The sequence below is a fragment of the Cyanobium sp. Aljojuca 7A6 genome, from assembly GCF_024346455.1.
Lineage (GTDB): Bacteria > Cyanobacteriota > Cyanobacteriia > PCC-6307 > Cyanobiaceae > Cyanobium.
In genome coordinates this window covers 264,594-279,581 of sequence record NZ_JAGQCY010000001.1, presented here as the reverse complement: position 1 = coordinate 279,581, position 14,988 = coordinate 264,594, and the positions used below count along the sequence as shown (strand labels likewise).

Genomic DNA, 14,988 nt, shown 5'->3' with positions numbered 1-14,988 from the left:
GACGGGTGCGTCAAGCCGCGTCGCTAGCGTCCGGGGCACGGTGTCGATGCTGCTGCCCATGCCCGCGTCGCTGCTGGGCCGCTCCCTGGCTGTGCTGGCCCTGCTGCTGGCCGCCGTTCCAGTGGCGGCCGCTGAGGTGGGCACGCTCTGGCGGCTGCGCGATGGCGCCGGCACGGTGTTCATTGCCGGCTCCCTGCACCAGCTGCGCCGCGACCGGGCGGCCCTGCCCCCGTCCTACGGCCAGGCCTATGGCGAGGCGGAGCGGCTGGTGATGGAGCTCGACATGGACGCCATCAGTCCGGCGGACCTGGCCGGCGAACTGCTGGGGCGGGCCATCGATCCCCAGGGCCGATCGCTGCACGACAGCTTGCCGGCGGCCTCCTGGCGGGCCCTTCAGCCAAGGCTGGCGGGCCTGGGGCTGCCGGAGGTGGCGATCGATCGCTTCGAGCCCTGGGCGGTGGCCCTGTTGCTGGCCTCCGCCGAATTCCTGCAGCGGGGCTACTCCCCGGACAGCGGCGTGGAGGGCCAGCTCCAGGCCAGGGCCGCCGCTGACCGCAAGCCGATCGATGGCCTGGAGACACCCGCCGAGCAGCTTGAGCTGTTCGATGGCCTGCCCCGGGCGGAGCAGATGCAACTGCTGGCGGTCACACTCAAGGAACTGGACGGTGTCGGGCCCCGGCTTGACGCCCTGGAAGGCGCCTGGCGGGCTGGCGACCTGGCCGGGCTCGAGGCCCTCCTGCTCGGGGACTACCTTCAGCGCCCCGACCTGCACCAGCGGCTGGTGGTCCGGCGCAACGTTGCCTGGGTGGCTCCGGTGCAGCAGTTGCTGCGGCGCCCCGACGACACGCTGGTGGTGGTGGGTCTGATGCACCTGCTGGGGGACCAGGGGCTGATCGCCCTGCTCAGGAACCAGGGGCTGAAGCCGGAGCGGTTCGTGGCTGGGGCCTGGCGACCCGATCCCTAGGGCTGCGGCGCCGGGCGACCGGCGCCCAGGCTGAGCTCCCAACCCTTGATGATCCGGTAAAGGGTGGGCACAAGGAACAGGGTGAGCGTGGTGGCCAGCAGGAGCCCGAAGAACACCACTGTGCCAATGCTGGTGCGGCTGGCGGAGCCGGCGCCGGTGGCGAACAGCAGCGGCAGGAAGCCCGCCAGCGACGAGAAGGCGGTGAGCAGGATCGGCCGCAGACGGGCGACGGCGGCGCCGTGGACGGCCTGGTCGAGGGGCATCCCCTCGGCCAGGCGCTGGTTGGCGAATTCGACGATCAGGATCGCGTTCTTGGCCGCCAGGCTCACCAGCACCAGCAGGCCCATCTGGCCGTAGACGTCGAGGGGCAGGCCCCGCAGCGCCAGACCCAGCACCCCTCCGAGCACCCCCATCGGCACCGTCGCCAGGATGATGAAGGGATCGGCGAAGTTCTCATAGAGACCCGCCAGCACCAGGAACATCACCAGCACCGCCAGGGCGAAGACCTGGAGATTGCCGCCCCCGGCCCTGGCCTCCTCCCGCGCCAGGCCAGCCCACTCGAGATCGGTGGCCGTGCTGCCCCTGTCCTGCTTCAGCTGCTCCAGCAGGGCGATGGCCTGGCCGCTGCTCACCCCGGGGCCAGGCTGGGCCCGGATGCTAATCGAGCGCACCAGACGGGTGTGATTGATCGTGGTGGGGCCGGTGCCCGCCTCCACCCGCACGATCTGGGCCAGGGGGATCAGCTGGTCGTCCCGGTTGCGCACCTGGAGAGCGAGCACATCGTCGGCGTTTCGTCGGGAGCCGCCTTCCAGCTGGATGATCACCTTGCGCACCTGGTCGCCTTCAAAGCTGTCGTTGACGTAATCGCTGCCGAAGCTGGCCCCGAGCACGCTCACCACTTCATCGAGGTCCACCTGGAGCGAGGCCATGCGCAGCCGGTCGGGGATCAGGCGCAGCAGGGGGGCGTCGGCGCTGAAGCGGGTGCCCACCTGCTCGAAGGCACCGGTCTCCCGGGCCGCTGCGATGAAGGCCTCGGCCTCCTGCTGGAATTCCCCCAGGCTGAGGCGGCCACCGCTGGTGTCGAGCAGGTCGAACTCCAGGCCGCTCTCACTGCTGAAGCCCCGTACGGTGGGGGATTCGCTCACGATCACGGTGGCGTCGGTGATTGTCTGGCGCAGACGCTTGTTGAGTCGTTCGGCCACGGCGGCCGCGCTCTGGTCGCTGCCGCTGCGTTCCTCGATCGGGCGCAACCGCAGGAAGAAGATGCCCTTGTTGGGGGAGCTGTCCCCGAAGGACCGTCCGGCATAGAAGTTGGCGAACCGCATCAGCGGTTCCTCGGCCACCACCGCCCGCACCTGGTCCATCACCTTCTGGGTGCGCGGCAAAGCGATGCCGTCCTGGAGCAACACCACACCCCTCAGCTGGCCGCTGTCCTCCTGGGGAATGAAGGCCGTGGGCCGTTGCTGCAGCGCCAGCCCGGTGAGCAGCAGACCGAGCAGCAGGCCGGCCACCACCCGCCGCCGCCAGCCCAACACCCGGGTCAGCAGCCGGTCGTAGGGGCCTTCCAGCCGCTCCAGGGCCCGGCGGGGCGGATCGATCCAGCGCAGCAGCCAGCCCGGCTCGCGACGCTCGGCGTGCAGCAGCCGGCTGGCGGCCACCGGGGTGAAGGTGAGGGCGTTGAAGGTGGAGAAGACGATGGTGGCGCCGATCGTCAGGGCGATCGGGGCGTAAAGGCGGCCCAGGGTGCCCTGCAAGGTGAGCACCGGCAGGAACACCACGATCAGCACCAGGGAGGTGGCGATCACCGCGCCGCCCAGTTCCGCCATGGCCTCCTGGGCGGCCTGAAGCGGTGTGCGGCCGTTCTCCAGGCGGCGGCCAATGTCCTCGCTGACCACGATGGCGTCGTCCACCACCAGGCCGCTGGCCAGCACCATGCCGAACAGGGTGAGGGTGTTGATCGAATCGCCGCTGAGGCGCAGCACGGCCAGGGATCCGATCAGGGCCACCGGCACCGCCGAGGCGCTGATCAGGGCGAGTCGGCTGTTGCCGAGCCCCAGCAGCAGCACCAGAAACACCAGCAGCACCGCCTCCCGCAGGCTCGCGGTGGTGCGGTCGATGCTGGTGCGGATCGAGGCCGCCTCATCAACGATCACCTGCAGATCCACACCCGGCGGAAAGCTGGATCCGAGAGCTTCGAGGGCCCGATTGATGCCCTGGCTCACCTCCAGGGCGTTGCTGCCGTCCCGCTGGAAGACCCCCACAGCCACCGCCGTCTTGCCCTTGAGGTCGGTGGCGATCGATTCGTAGTTCTCGCTGCCCAGGCTCACCCGGCCCACATCCTTCAGCAGGGTGACGCCACCGTTGGCGCTGCGGTCGATCACCAGACCCTCGAATTCCTGGGCGCTGCGCAGCCGCCCTTCCATCCGCAGGGGCAGGGTGATCAGCTGGTCGTCGGGGGAGGGGGCGACGCCGGCCTGGCCCAGGGCGGCCAGCACGTTCTGCTCCTCGAGGGCGTCCCGCACCTCAGCGATGGTGAGATCGCGTTGTTCCAGCCGCAGCGGATCCAGCCACAGCCGGAAGGCGAGCGAACTACCGCCGAACAGCCGCACCTCCCCCACGCCGGGCACCCGTTGCAACCTGTCGCGGATCACTTGATCCACCCAGCCGCTCAGAAAGACGTCGTCGTAGAGGTCGCGGCTGGCGCTGAAGCTGAGCACCATCAGCAGGTCGTCGGAGGTGCGCCGCACCTGCACGCCGAAGCGGGACACCTGGGCCGGCAGCTGGCGGCTCACCACCGCGGCCTCGTTCTGGGTGTTGATCTGGTTGAGCTCCGGATTCCCCCCCTCGAAGCCGAGGGAGATGCTGCTGCCGTTGCTCGAACTGGTGGAGCGGATCGAATCCAGCCGTTCCAGACCGTTGAACTGCTTCTCCAGCAGGCTGGTGACCCCCTGCTCCACCACTTCGGGGCTGGCGCCCGGATAGCTGGCGCTCACCGACACCCGGCCGGGGGCGATTGGAGGCAGGTTTTCCACCTTCAGCCCGGGCAAGCTGATCAGGCCCCCGAGGAGCACCAGAAGACTGAGCACCAGCGTCAGCACGGGCCGACGCAGGAACGGATCGGAGATCGACTTCACGGAATCGCCTGAGCGGGCACCGACCCTTTGCGCCCGTTGATCCTGGCAGGGGAATCAGCGGCCCTGCGATCAGCGCAGGTCGCGTTTCAGCACGGCGTAGAGATAGTCGGGGGATTTGTAGCGGCTCGGGAGGCAGATGTGGAGCTGTTCCAGCCGGCTCCAGCACACCGTCCGCTGGATTGCCTCCAGGGTGCTGCCCTGCTTGAGCAGCAGCCGCATCGCCTTGCAGTACAGGGAATATTTCGCCTCAAGCTCGCCGATCGTGGGGGGCTGACCCTGGACCTGGGGCATGGCGGAAGGGGGCGCCCGGGTTTTTCAGGGACGCCGTACCACTCTACGAGCTGGCCAGTAGCCCCTCGACGCCCAACGCCCTCGCCGCAGGGGCATGGCCGAGGGTGGCGGCCTGCGCATCGCTGAGCCGCCCGGCCGCATGCAGCACCCCTGTGATACGCGGAATGTCGAGCACGGCGTGGCAGCGGTAGCCCTGCTTGGCGAGCCGCTGGCGGGCGCTGGTGTCCGCCTGGCCGCCATGGTCGATGAACACCACCACGTCCTCCACCTCCAGGCCGGAACTTTCCAGCTTGGCGATGCCCTCGAGCACGCTGGTGCCGGTGATCAGGATGTCGTCCACCACCACCACCCGATCACCCTCCTCGAAGTCCCCCTCGATCAGGCGGCGGGCCCCATGGGCCTTCACCTCCTTGCGGGGGTAGAGCAGGGGCTTGTGCAGCTGCAGCGACAGCCCGGTGGCGGTGGGCAGGGAGCCGTAGGGAATGCCGGCAATGCGGTCGAAGACCAGCTCTCCGAGCTGGCCGGCGTAGGCATGCAGCACCCGGTGGAAGAGGTTGGGATCGGAGATGATCTGGCGTAGGTCCACGTAGTAGTTGAAGACGGCCCCGGAGGCCTGCACGTAGTCGCCGAACAGCAGGCAGCCGATGTCGAACAGATCGACGATCAGGCTGGCCAGGGGATCTCCGGCTCCATTGGCGACGGCACCGCCGACGCCAGCGCCATTGGCGGCCGCGCCGGCCTGGCTGGCGCTGTCCTGAAGGCGGTCCGGCAGCCACAGGCTGCAGACATCGCTCTGGTCCTGCGCCCGCCGCTCCAGCCAGCGGTCCCGACGTTCGCTGATGCGCTGTTTGAGGGCGGCCGACCGCTCGGCGATGTCGTCCTCCACCAGCAGGTTCTGGGGCAGGGGCATCAGCAGGCCGTCCGCGGACGGGCTCAATCCGGCCTCCAGCAGGGCATCGAGCCGGTCCTCCTCACCCCAGAGGCTGCGCAGGATCAGGAAACGCTCCGGCGCCTCCTGGCGCACCCGGGCCAGGATGGCGGGGTCACTGGTGCCCACCTCCAGCAGCAGCTGGTCGGGGGTGGCCCAGAGCTGGCTTTCCCGCACGATGCGCAGGTAGAGGGGGTCGTCCTCGTCGGGGTGGTGCTGCAGCACCCTGGCGGCGGCGTTGGAGCTGTGGCAAGTGATCACCACCGCCTTTTCCGGGTACAGCAGGAACGGGGCGGCAATGTCCTGGCCGGCCAGGGGGGAGAGGGTGACGCCGTCGGCACCGAGGTCGCGGAACAGGTAATGGGCCAGGGCCGAGGAGCTGTTCAGGTCCCCATGCTTGGCATCGATGATCAGGGGGATGTCGAGGGGGACCAGTTCCCGCACCTCCCGCAGCAGCTCCAGGCCGACGGGGCCGAGGGCCTGGTAAAAACCAAGGCTGGGCTTGTAGGCGCAGACGTGATCAGCGGTGGCCTCCACCACCGCCTTGATCCAGTGGCGCGCCTGGGAAAGAAACGAGCGGCCCCCCATGCCGCGGCGGTGGGCCCAGGCCTGCAGCATCTCCGGATTGGGGTCAAGGCCGGTGACCAGGAGCGACTGACGGGCGGCGATGGCGTCGGTGAGCCGGACGAAAAAGCCCATCGCGCGGGGGGTGATTGACCAAGGTGCTAAGGCCAGGGCCGTGGCCGATGCGAGTGGGCGAAACAGGTCTTATTGATGCCACTGCTTCAGCAGGCCGGCCCCACGGCGGACCTAGGCCGGCTCCGGCGGCGCATCGCAAGCCAGGATTTCGGCGTAAGCGGGGCTCCATCGGCAGTCTTCGAGCCTGCTCCTGGCGTCCTCGGCCGTGCTGGCCCGGCGCGCCAGGCCCTCCTGCACCGCCGCGATCGCCACGGCTTCGGCCACGGCCTGCGACACCGCCTGCACGGCCGAAAGGGGAGGCATCAGTGGCGCCTCAGGATCACTGGCAGCCGGAATCACCCGGGCCAGGGCTTCGATGCTGGCGTCGATCATGGCGTCGCTCACCTCCGTCGCGCCCACCGCGACGGCCCCATAGCCCAGGCCTGGGAACACGAAGCAGTTGTTGCACTGGCCGATCACCCGTTGGATCGGCTGGCCAGCGCTGCCGGTGCAGGTCACCGATGCGAAAGGGCTGCCGGTGGCCACGAGGGCCCGGCCCTGGCTCCAGCGCAGCAGGTTGTCCGGGGTGATCTCCGCCAGGTGGGTGGGATTGGAGAGGGGCAGAACGATCGGCCGGACCCCGCCGCTGCAGAGCGCTTCCACCACGGCCTGGTCGAAGGCCCCGGCCGCGGTGGAGGTGCCGATCAGCACCCCCGGCCGCACCGCTTCGATCACGGCCTGCAGGCCAGGGCCGTGGCCGCCGTCGCCGGCCTGCGCCCCGAACCGTGCCGCCAGCTGATCCGGCGACTTGGCAAACGGCCGGGCGCCGTCAGCAAGCCCATGGCTGCCGGCGTGGATCAGCCCGTCGCGATCGATCAGCCAGAGGCGATCGGCGGCCTCGGCCGCCGTGAGCCCCCCCCGCTGCAGCAGGCGCCAGAGCCGCTCGGCGATGCCGCAGCCGGCGCTGCCCGCCCCGAAGATGACGATCTGCTGGTCGGCCAGCTGCTGCCCGAGGCCCCGCAGGCCGGCCAGGATCGCCGCGGCGGCCACGCTGCTGGTGCCCTGGATGTCGTCGTTGAAGCTCGGCACCCGGTGCCGGTAGGCCTCCAGCACCGGGCGCGCATGGGAGGCGCCGAAGTCCTCCCAGTGCACCAGGGCGCCGGGGCACACCCGCTGCACCGCCGTGATGAAGCCATCGAGGAAGGCGGTGTAGGCCTCCCCCTGCAGCCGGGATTGGCGCAGGCCGGGGTAGCAGGGATCGGCGAGCAGTTCAGGCCTGTCGGTGCCCACATCGAGCATCACCGGCAGCCCCCGGGCCGGATCCAGCCCGGCGCAGAGGGTGTAGACGGCCAGCTTCCCCTGGCAGATCTGGATGCCCCCCACCCCCTGGTCGCCGATACCGAGGATTCCCTGGGCGTCGGTGACCAGGAGCAGGGCCGGCGCCCGGCCGGTGCAGCCGCCGCAGGCCTGGGCCAGCAGCTGCTCGAGCCGGTCCTGCTGCGGCGCCGCCAGGTAGATCCCCTGACTGGGGCTGCGGTAGGTGTGGCTGAAGTGCTGGATCGCCTGCCCCACCGTGGGGGTGTAGACGATCGGCATCGCCAGCTCGATGTGGTCGGCGAGGAAGCGGTGGAACAGGGTGACGTTCCGCTCCCTCAGGGTCTGGAGGTAGGCGTAGCGCTCCAGGTCGCTGCCCATGGCGCCGAAGGCCAGCCGGCAGCGCTCCACCTGGGCCTCGATCGTCTCCACCTGCCAGGGCAGCAGGGCCTCCAGCCCCAGGTCCCGCCGCTCCGCCCGGCTGAAGGCGGTGCCCTTGTTGAGCAGCGGATCATTGAGCAGCTCGGCGCCCCGGAGGGTGGTGCTCCGCTGGCGACGGGGTTCGGCGACCACGGCGTGCTCCTGGTTCCGCTGGCGCCCCCATCATCCACGGGCTGACGGGCCCGTTCCGGTCTGCCGGGCGAGAGTGGCCGTTCGGCGCCGGTGGCGGTTCCGCTGCTGAGCCCTCCGCGACGTCCCTGTGAGGCCCCTATGAAGATCGTGCGCTATCAGGAGGTGGCAGGCGGGATCCACCACGCCTGCCACCATCCCGACGGCGGCCTGGAGCGCCTGAAGGGTGATCTGTTCGGCGAACTGGTGCCCAGCGGGGAACCGGCTGTGGTGGAGCGGATCCTGGCCCCCCTGGAGCCCCGGGCCATCCTCTGCATCGGTCTGAACTACCGCCGCCATGCCGCCGAGACCGGCGCGGCGATCCCCACCTATCCGGTGCTGTTCATGAAATCGCCCGGGGCGGTGCAGCACCCGGAGGCCCCCATCACCCTGCCCACCACCTTGGCCAGCCACCAGGTGGACTACGAGGGGGAACTGGCGGTGGTGATCGGTCGCACCTGTCGGAACGTGCCGCGTTCCGAAGCCCTGGAGGTGGTGCTGGGCTACACCTGCGCCAACGATGTCAGTGCCCGCGACTGGCAGAAACAGCCCCGCCTCGGCGGCGGGCAGTGGTGCCGCGGCAAGAGCTTCGACAGCTTCGCGCCCCTTGGCCCTTGCCTGGTGAGTGCCGCGGCGATCCCCGATCCCCAGAGCCAGGCCCTGCAGACCCGCCTCAACGGCGAAACGGTGCAGGCGGCCAGCACCGCCGACATGATCTTCCCGGTGGCGGTGATCATCGAATTCCTCAGTGCCAGCACCACCCTGCTGGCCGGCACCGTGATCCTCACCGGCACCCCCAGCGGCGTCGGCATGGCCGCTGACCCGCCCCGCTGGTTGCGCAGCGGCGATACGGTCGAGGTGGAGATTGAAGGCATTGGTGTGCTGCGCAACCCGGTGATCGAGGAGCCCATCGCCGCTCGCCGCTCGCCCTCCGCGTGATGAAGCTTTCAGCCGCCTGGACGGCCACGCCCGCCCGGGCCGAGCGCAGCGGCGGCTACCGCCACTTCGCGCTGCTGGGCCAGCGGGGCCGCGGCCAGGAGCGGAGCGTGGAACTGCAGGCGGTGTTGGACCCCGGCTACCGGCTGCTCGTTCCCCTGGGTGAATTGCGCGACCGCCAGGCCTGGCAACCGGGCTGGCAGCAGCTGCCGCAAGACCAGGGGCCAGCGGATGGGCCGGTGATGGCTGGGCCGATACCGCCGAACTCCCTAAACTCTTTGAACTCCACCATGGCCCTGTGACCTTCAACGGAACCCTGGAGGAACTCCAGGCCTTGGTCGAGGGCCTTGGCTGCATCGGTCACTGGGTGCACCAGGGTTCCTTCGAGATGCTGGTTGTCGAGGACGGCGTCTCGAACCTGCGGCTCAATTGGTGGCCCGGTACCGGGACCCTGATGCTGGTGGGAGATCCGGCCCAGCGCCGGGAACTGGAGCCGCGGCTGCAGGAGGCCCTGGCCGGCCGCGCCTGAGCGCCGCTCAGTCCCGCACCAGCAGCTCGGTGGTGCCGCTGCGCCGCAGCAGATCACCGAGCACCAGCAGGTCGTTGCCGTGGATCAGGCCGATACAGCCGTCGGTGCCGCTGCCGCGCCCCCGGCCGGCACTGGGATCGTGATGGATGCCCAGGCCCCGGCGAGCGGTGGGGAAGTCCGGTTCCAGGCCGATCCAGAGAAAGCGGCCCAGTTCCGCCTCATCCGTCGGCTGCACGGGCGTGATCTCGGTCACGGCGTAGCGGCCGCGCGGTAACGGCGCCTTGCTGCCCAGCCGGCCACGGTCGCCGTCCTGGCGCCGCGCGCGTCCCACCAGGGCTTCGTAGGCCCGTGGCGGCTGGCCTGGGAGCAGCAGCTGCAGTTCCCAGATCGGATCGCCGCTGATGGGCAGTTGCCGCTCGGTGCGGACCAGCACCATCTGCCCGCTACCGGTTCCCAAGGCCAGGGCGCTCGGGCCAGGGCCAGCCAGGGGAGCGGTGAGGCCCCAGGCGAGGGCCAGCAGGGCCAGGCCGGTGGATCGCTTCATGGGCAGAACAGGACCAGTGCCCGTGTTACTGCCCCGTTGAGGGCCCCACAAGGGCGGGGTTCCCAGTCCTCACAGGCTGCTCAGTCCCTGTCGTCCCCATCCCGGCTGATCGTCACCAGAGCCGGTGCGAACAGGAACACCGTGTCCCCGAGGCGCTCCGACTGACCGTCCATGGCGAAGACGCCGCCCGACACGAAGTCGATCGTGCGCTGGGCCTCCTCCGGCGCCATCGCACTGAGGTGGAGCACCACCGTCTTGAACTGTTGCACCGCCAGCACCGCATCGACGGCCTCTTCGAAGCGGCCCGGTGTCATCACCACCACCTCGTGAAACCAGGTGCCGAAGGGGGTCTCCATAGGTCCAGGTTGCCTCAGTCCGGCCCCCCCAGCCAGCGGAGGACTTTGAGCCTTCGCTGAGAACCGCCTCAGGCGATGACGGCGATGGCGTCGATCTCCACCCGCGCCCCCTTCGGCAGGGCGGCCACCTGCACACAGGCCCGCGCCGGAGCCACGCCGGCTCCGAAGACAGCGGCGTACAGGCTGTTGACCCGGGCGAAATCGTTCAGGTCCACCAGATACACGGTGGTTCGCACGACGTGCTCGGGGCTGCAGCCGGCGGCGGCCAGTACCGCTTGCAGGTTGCTCAGCACCTGGACGGTCTCGGCCTCCACGTCGCCGTCTCCGACCAGCGTGCCGCTCACCGGATCCAGGGCGATCTGGCCGGAGCAGTAGAGAACGCCAGCGGCGAGCACGGCCTGGTTGTAGGGGCCCACCGGGGCCGGTGCGGCCGGCGTGTTGACCGGATGAGACAAGGGGCTGTGCCTTTCGTCACCCCCGCCTGCGTTGGAACTCATGACGGGCAACAATGCAGGACTGGGATCTTATGGCTTCTTCCACCACCATCGCCTCGCCTTCCGCCACGCCAGCCGCTACGGCCTCCACCCCCGCGGACGTCGCCCCGCGCGACCACGTCCGCATCGAAGACCTCTGGTACCGCTACCCGGGCCGCGACGTCTCCTCCTGGACCCTCAAGGGCATTGACCTCGTTCTCGGTGCGGGGGAACTGGTGGGACTGCTGGGCCCGTCCGGTTGCGGCAAGACCACCCTGCTGCGGTTGATCGCCGGCTTCGAGCGCCCTGGCCGCGGCAACATCGACATCGGCGGCCAGCAAGTGGCGGGGCCGGAGAGGCTGTTGCCCCCCGAGCGTCGGGGCGTTGGCATGGTGTTCCAGGACGATGCCCTGTTCCCCCATCTCGACGCCTGGCGCAACGCCTGCTTTGGCCTGCGCCGCGGCCAGGACACCGCCAGGGTGGCTTGGCTGCTCGATCTGCTGGGCCTGGGCGGGCTGGAGCGCCGCTACCCCCACGAACTCTCCGGCGGCCAGCGCCAGCGGCTGGCCATGGCCAGGGCCCTGGCGCCCTCGCCCTCGGTGGTGCTGCTGGATGAGCCCTTCTCCAACCTGGATGTGGAGGTCCGGCTGCGGCTGCGCAGCGAGCTTCCAGCTGTGCTGGCCCGCTGCGGCGCCAGCGGCCTGATGGTCACCCACGATCCGGAGGAAGCCCTGGCGATCTGCGACCGGGTGGGGGTGCTGCGCGATGGCGTGCTGCACCAGTGCGCCCCGCCCCGCGAACTGGTCGACCAGCCCGCTACCGCCTTCGTGGGCCAGTTCGTCCTCCAGTCCAACCTGTTACCGGCCTGCTGGCGAGGTCGCCGGCTGCAGACCGTTCTTGGGGATCTCGAGCCGGCTGCCAGGGGAACAGCGGTCGGGGAGGGACCGGAGGCCATCGAGGTGATGGTTCGCCCCCAGGCCCTGGAGTTTCTGCCCGAGGAGGAGGGACCGGCCTGGATCACGGGCCGTGAGTTCCTCGGCCGGGAATGGCTCTACCAAGTGCAGCTCGGTGACCACCGGCTGCGCTGGCGGGCGCCCCTGGAGGCGGACCACCCCCACGGCCGGCGGGGACGGCTGCGGTTCCGCTCCGGAGAGTCGGCGCTGTTGTTTCCTGGTGGACGCTCGCTGGTGACCCTGCCGCTGGGGCGCAGCGCCGAAAGCGTCAACTCCCCTCCCTGAGGCCGGGCACCAGGCGCCGCCTCAGCAGCAGCAATGTGCAGTCGTCTTCAAGGTGTTGGCTGTTGGTGAAGCCCCGCAATCGGTGGCGCAGTTCGTCAACCAACGCATTCAGGGGAACCTGACCCGCCTGAGCAAGCAGCCGCTGGCAACCCTGAATACCGAAGGGTTCCCCTTGAATGTTTTCAGCTTCGGTGACACCGTCGGTGTACACCATCAGCAGGTCTCCGGGTTCGAGCTGCAGGGTCAGATTTCGATAGGTTCGGTCGGGATACACACCGACCACCACACCCTTTGGCATCGGAATCGGATGGATCTCGTGCTGTTGCTGCAGCAGGGGCGGGCAGTGGCCACCATTGGAGTAGGTGAACAGGCCTGAGTCCACATCCAGATAGCCACAGAACATCGTGACGAAAAGGGACGCTTCGTTCCCCTCCGTGAGGCTGTCATTGAGGCGCCGCAGGACGGCGTCCGGGGATGACTCCGTGTTCGCAAGAATCCTGAGCAGCCCAACCGTGCGAGCCATGAACAACGCGGCCCCCAGACCATGGCCGGAGACGTCGCCGATACAGACGAAGAGTTTGTTCGTCTCGACGAAAAAGGCGTCGAAGAAATCCCCTGCCACCGTGGTCGCAGGCTCCATGAGAGTGGCAATCTCGATGTCTGGATGCTCGGCAAACAAGCAGCCCTGCGGCGGCAACATGCCCAGCTGCAGGTCCCGGGCCAGGTCCATTTCCTTGCGGAGATGGGACAGTTCCAGGGCTTCTCTCTGGGCGGCGAGCGTCAGTTGATTGGTGAGCCGGGTGCGCTCCACCAGGGAAATCATCATGTTGCGAGCCACCCCCGGCAGTTGCACCATGTGCGTCCAGAACACCTGCTGGGGAATCCTCAGGACGACCGCCTCATCCTCTGCCCGCACCATGGCCGACGCCGGCCTTCCGTCGATAGCGGAGAACTCGCCGATGCATTGCCCGATGGGAATCGCAATTCCCTTCCCCCTGGAGCCCTCGGCGCCGAGGTGAACGGTGACCGTTCCCGCCAGGATGATGAAGATGTCCTCGTTGGTCTGGCCAGGGGTGAGCAGCACATGGCCTGCCGCCAAGGGCAGCACATCGCAGCGATTCAGCGCCGCCATCAATTGGTCGGGCCTGACATTCCGGAAGAGTGGAATCTCCTGAAAGGGAAGGGAATTGGTGGTCGAGGAATCAAGGGAGAGTGAGGGCTCGACGCACATTCCAGATCAGGGTCCTTTCGGCCAGTAGATGCCGAGCTTAAGCACGTTCCTGCCCCCGGCCCTCTCGTAGCTGCGTTCATCCATGAAACGACTCACCAGGAGTAGCCCCAGACCGCCGGGCTCCGCCTCCTGGAGGCTGCTTGGCAAGGGCCCGCGCCTGACGCCGAGGGGATCGAAGGCCGGGCCGGCATCGGTGATGGTGAGGGTGGCCAGCCCCCGATCGCCGCAGTCGGCCAACTCCAGGGTCAGATCCACCGGACAGTTGAAATCGGCAGCCCCGCCGTGGTCGATGAGGTTGGCCAGCACCTCGTTGAGACAGAGATCGAGCTTGCCTGTGGGTCCGGGGGGGACGGACTGGTTCTGGCAGTTGTCCGTCAGCCAGACGGAGCAGCGGCGCAGCTCGAGGGGGCTGGGCTGCACGGAAAGACGGAGAGCGTCGGGCTGCGGTGGCGCCATCGGTCGAGGTTCAGGACAGCGCTTCCCGTTCGGCCTGCTCCTCATCGCTGATCATCGGGATCACGTCATCGATCCCCGTGGATTCCAGCGTGGCCTTCACCAGTTCGATGTCGCCGAGAAGGAGCTCCATGCGGCCACCCTTCTGGTCCAGGGCGCGGGCACTGGAGATGATGCTGCGGATGCCGATGGAGGCCAGAAAACTGACATCGCGCAGATCGACAATGACACGCAGTGGCTTGATGGCTGTCAACGATGTGAGCTTGAGGGCAATGTCTTCCATGCCCAGCATGTCGAGGCGACCTGCAAGCACAACCTTGCGCAGCTTGATGGAGCCATCGGCCTCCAGGACATCGTCCGATCGGATCGAAGCCGTCTGCATCATGACCGCTGGAAATTGAGTCAAGTGACATTACCTGGGTTGGGCCACTGTCCTGCAAGACGCACTCTGGGTTGTGTTGTGCAACACATTCAGCGCAGGGCCATCATTCTTCCCGCCCCAATACGCCCCCAAGTCGGCAGCCGCCGTTCAATCCGTCCATTCATTTTTGCTGCGCCGCAGGGCGGCCAGTTCCTGGCCATCCGCCGCCCGCAGGAACAGGTTGGTGCGCCGCTCCTCGCCGATGCTGCTGGGGATGGTGGGTCTGTCCTGGGCCCGGGCGAGCAGCACCGTCTGGAGCCGTTCAGCGATGGCCCCATCCCCCGGTCGTTCGGCCGCGGCCCAGCGCAGATTCGAGGCGGTGTACTCATGGGCGCACCACACCCGGGTGGTCTCCGGCAGCGCCGCCAGCAGGCCCAGGGAGTGGTGCATCTGCTCGGGACTTCCCTCAAACAGCCGGCCGCAGCCGGCGGCGAACAGGGTGTCGCCGCAGAAGAGCTCGCCCTGCACGGGCAGGTGGAAGGCCAGGTGGGCCCGGGTGTGGCCTGGCACCGCCAGCACCTCCACCGGCTGGCCCAACAGGGTGAAGCGGTCACCGCCGGCCACCCCCAGGGTCTGGAAGGGGATCCGCTCCCGGTCGGCCAGGGCCGCCACCACCTCAGAGCGGGGCCATTCCCGCAGCAGAGCGGGGGTACCGCCGATGTGATCGCTGTGGTGGTGGGTCTGCAGCACCGCCACCAGCTCCAGATCCCGCTGCTTCAGCCAGGCGATCGCCGGATCCGCCACCGCCGGGTCCACCACCGCCGCCTGCCGGCCGTCATGGAGCACGAACAGGTAGTTGTCCCGCAGTACCGGCAGCAGCACCACCTGCAGTGGGGCCTGGGGCGGGTCTTGGCGATGATCCTGCATCGTTACAGTCCAGGTTGCTGCT

At 68.9% G+C, this 14,988-nt stretch carries 16 protein-coding genes; 5 read left to right on the top strand and 11 right to left on the bottom strand.

Going from position 1 to position 14,988, the window contains the following annotated elements:
• Positions 1 to 58 precede the first annotated feature (58 nt).
• A complete protein-coding gene (locus tag KBY95_RS01465) occupies positions 59 to 964 on the top strand; it encodes a TraB/GumN family protein (protein WP_254962895.1) in 906 nt (301 codons plus the stop codon).
• Here KBY95_RS01465 and KBY95_RS01460 read toward each other — a convergent pair.
• The 4 genes from KBY95_RS01460 to KBY95_RS01445 form a co-directional block, all read right to left on the bottom strand.
• On the bottom strand, positions 961 to 4,098 hold the full coding sequence (locus tag KBY95_RS01460) for an efflux RND transporter permease subunit (RefSeq protein ID WP_254962894.1): 3,138 nt from the start codon (positions 4,096 to 4,098) through the stop codon (positions 961 to 963). The two genes, KBY95_RS01465 and KBY95_RS01460, sit on opposite strands and share 4 nt — an antisense overlap.
• Positions 4,099 to 4,167: 69 nt before the next feature.
• Positions 4,168 to 4,389: a DUF3136 domain-containing protein gene (locus KBY95_RS01455; RefSeq protein ID WP_254950241.1), complete on the bottom strand. Its 222-nt coding sequence runs from the start codon at positions 4,387 to 4,389 to the stop codon at positions 4,168 to 4,170.
• 43 nt (positions 4,390 to 4,432) lie between these two features.
• Complete coding sequence (locus KBY95_RS01450) at positions 4,433 to 6,016, bottom strand: bifunctional orotidine-5'-phosphate decarboxylase/orotate phosphoribosyltransferase (protein WP_254962893.1); 1,584 nt, start codon at positions 6,014 to 6,016, stop codon at positions 4,433 to 4,435.
• 111 nt (positions 6,017 to 6,127) lie between these two features.
• Positions 6,128 to 7,882 carry an NAD-dependent malic enzyme gene (locus tag KBY95_RS01445; protein ID WP_254962892.1) on the bottom strand — a complete coding sequence of 585 codons (1,755 nt, stop codon included), beginning with the start codon at positions 7,880 to 7,882 and terminating at the stop codon, positions 6,128 to 6,130.
• Between the two features lie 138 nt (positions 7,883 to 8,020).
• Here KBY95_RS01445 and KBY95_RS01440 point away from each other — a divergent pair, with 138 nt between their 5' ends.
• From KBY95_RS01440 to KBY95_RS01430, 3 genes are read left to right on the top strand one after another with little or no spacing between them, the layout of a single operon-like run.
• Positions 8,021 to 8,857, top strand: coding sequence for a fumarylacetoacetate hydrolase family protein (locus KBY95_RS01440; protein ID WP_254962891.1), 837 nt, complete (start codon positions 8,021 to 8,023; stop codon positions 8,855 to 8,857).
• Positions 8,857 to 9,156: a TIGR02450 family Trp-rich protein gene (locus KBY95_RS01435; protein ID WP_254962890.1), complete on the top strand. Its 300-nt coding sequence runs from the start codon at positions 8,857 to 8,859 to the stop codon at positions 9,154 to 9,156. The genes KBY95_RS01440 and KBY95_RS01435 overlap by 1 nt, the downstream gene beginning before the upstream one ends.
• Positions 9,153 to 9,383: a hypothetical protein gene (locus KBY95_RS01430; RefSeq protein ID WP_254962889.1), complete on the top strand. Its 231-nt coding sequence runs from the start codon at positions 9,153 to 9,155 to the stop codon at positions 9,381 to 9,383. Before KBY95_RS01435 ends, KBY95_RS01430 begins: the two co-directional genes overlap by 4 nt.
• Before the next feature lie 7 nt (positions 9,384 to 9,390).
• On the opposite strand, the gene KBY95_RS01425 is transcribed toward KBY95_RS01430, so the two are convergent.
• From KBY95_RS01425 to KBY95_RS01415, 3 genes are all read right to left on the bottom strand, one after another.
• Positions 9,391 to 9,927 carry a L,D-transpeptidase gene (locus KBY95_RS01425; RefSeq protein WP_254962888.1) on the bottom strand — a complete coding sequence of 179 codons (537 nt, stop codon included), beginning with the start codon at positions 9,925 to 9,927 and terminating at the stop codon, positions 9,391 to 9,393.
• A gap of 80 nt (positions 9,928 to 10,007) precedes the next feature.
• A complete protein-coding gene (locus KBY95_RS01420; RefSeq protein WP_254962887.1) occupies positions 10,008 to 10,283 on the bottom strand; it encodes a cell division protein SepF in 276 nt (91 codons plus the stop codon).
• 68 nt (positions 10,284 to 10,351) lie between these two features.
• Entirely contained in the window at positions 10,352 to 10,780 is a 429-nt protein-coding gene (locus KBY95_RS01415; protein WP_254962886.1) for a Rid family detoxifying hydrolase, read from the bottom strand.
• 29 nt (positions 10,781 to 10,809) lie between these two features.
• On the opposite strand from KBY95_RS01415, the gene KBY95_RS01410 reads away from it, so the two are divergent.
• Positions 10,810 to 11,994: an ABC transporter ATP-binding protein gene (locus KBY95_RS01410; RefSeq protein WP_254962885.1), complete on the top strand. Its 1,185-nt coding sequence runs from the start codon at positions 10,810 to 10,812 to the stop codon at positions 11,992 to 11,994.
• Here the strand turns inward: KBY95_RS01410 and KBY95_RS01405 are convergent.
• From KBY95_RS01405 to gloB, 4 genes are all read right to left on the bottom strand, one after another.
• The gene (locus tag KBY95_RS01405; RefSeq protein WP_254962884.1) at positions 11,978 to 13,126 is read right to left on the bottom strand and encodes a PP2C family protein-serine/threonine phosphatase; all 1,149 of its coding nucleotides are present in this window, start codon (positions 13,124 to 13,126) and stop codon (positions 11,978 to 11,980) included. The genes KBY95_RS01410 and KBY95_RS01405 overlap by 17 nt on opposite strands.
• Positions 13,127 to 13,231: 105 nt before the next feature.
• Complete coding sequence (locus KBY95_RS01400; protein WP_254962883.1) at positions 13,232 to 13,645, bottom strand: ATP-binding protein; 414 nt, start codon at positions 13,643 to 13,645, stop codon at positions 13,232 to 13,234.
• 46 nt (positions 13,646 to 13,691) lie between these two features.
• Entirely contained in the window at positions 13,692 to 14,063 is a 372-nt protein-coding gene (locus KBY95_RS01395; RefSeq protein WP_254962882.1) for an STAS domain-containing protein, read from the bottom strand.
• A 144-nt stretch (positions 14,064 to 14,207) separates the two neighbouring features.
• On the bottom strand, positions 14,208 to 14,966 hold the full coding sequence (gloB, locus tag KBY95_RS01390) for a hydroxyacylglutathione hydrolase (protein ID WP_254962881.1): 759 nt from the start codon (positions 14,964 to 14,966) through the stop codon (positions 14,208 to 14,210).
• Positions 14,967 to 14,988: the final 22 nt, after the last annotated feature.

Bases quoted from the DNA above. Each gene is read 5' to 3' on its own strand.
- KBY95_RS01465 (WP_254962895.1), top strand. From the start codon at position 59: ATGCCCGCGTCGCTGCTGGGCCGCTCCCTGGCTGTGCTGGCCCTGCTG.
- KBY95_RS01455 (WP_254950241.1), bottom strand. From the start codon at position 4,389: ATGCCCCAGGTCCAGGGTCAGCCCCCCACGATCGGCGAGCTTGAGGCG.
- KBY95_RS01450 (WP_254962893.1), bottom strand. From the start codon at position 6,016: ATGGGCTTTTTCGTCCGGCTCACCGACGCCATCGCCGCCCGTCAGTCG.
- KBY95_RS01440 (WP_254962891.1), top strand. From the start codon at position 8,021: ATGAAGATCGTGCGCTATCAGGAGGTGGCAGGCGGGATCCACCACGCC.
- KBY95_RS01435 (WP_254962890.1), top strand. From the start codon at position 8,857: ATGAAGCTTTCAGCCGCCTGGACGGCCACGCCCGCCCGGGCCGAGCGC.
- KBY95_RS01425 (WP_254962888.1), bottom strand. From the start codon at position 9,927: ATGAAGCGATCCACCGGCCTGGCCCTGCTGGCCCTCGCCTGGGGCCTC.
- KBY95_RS01420 (WP_254962887.1), bottom strand. From the start codon at position 10,283: ATGGAGACCCCCTTCGGCACCTGGTTTCACGAGGTGGTGGTGATGACA.
- KBY95_RS01415 (WP_254962886.1), bottom strand. From the start codon at position 10,780: ATGAGTTCCAACGCAGGCGGGGGTGACGAAAGGCACAGCCCCTTGTCT.
- KBY95_RS01410 (WP_254962885.1), top strand. From the start codon at position 10,810: ATGGCTTCTTCCACCACCATCGCCTCGCCTTCCGCCACGCCAGCCGCT.
- KBY95_RS01405 (WP_254962884.1), bottom strand. From the start codon at position 13,126: ATGGCGGCGCTGAATCGCTGCGATGTGCTGCCCTTGGCGGCAGGCCAT.
- KBY95_RS01395 (WP_254962882.1), bottom strand. From the start codon at position 14,063: ATGATGCAGACGGCTTCGATCCGATCGGACGATGTCCTGGAGGCCGAT.
- gloB (WP_254962881.1), bottom strand. From the start codon at position 14,966: ATGCAGGATCATCGCCAAGACCCGCCCCAGGCCCCACTGCAGGTGGTG.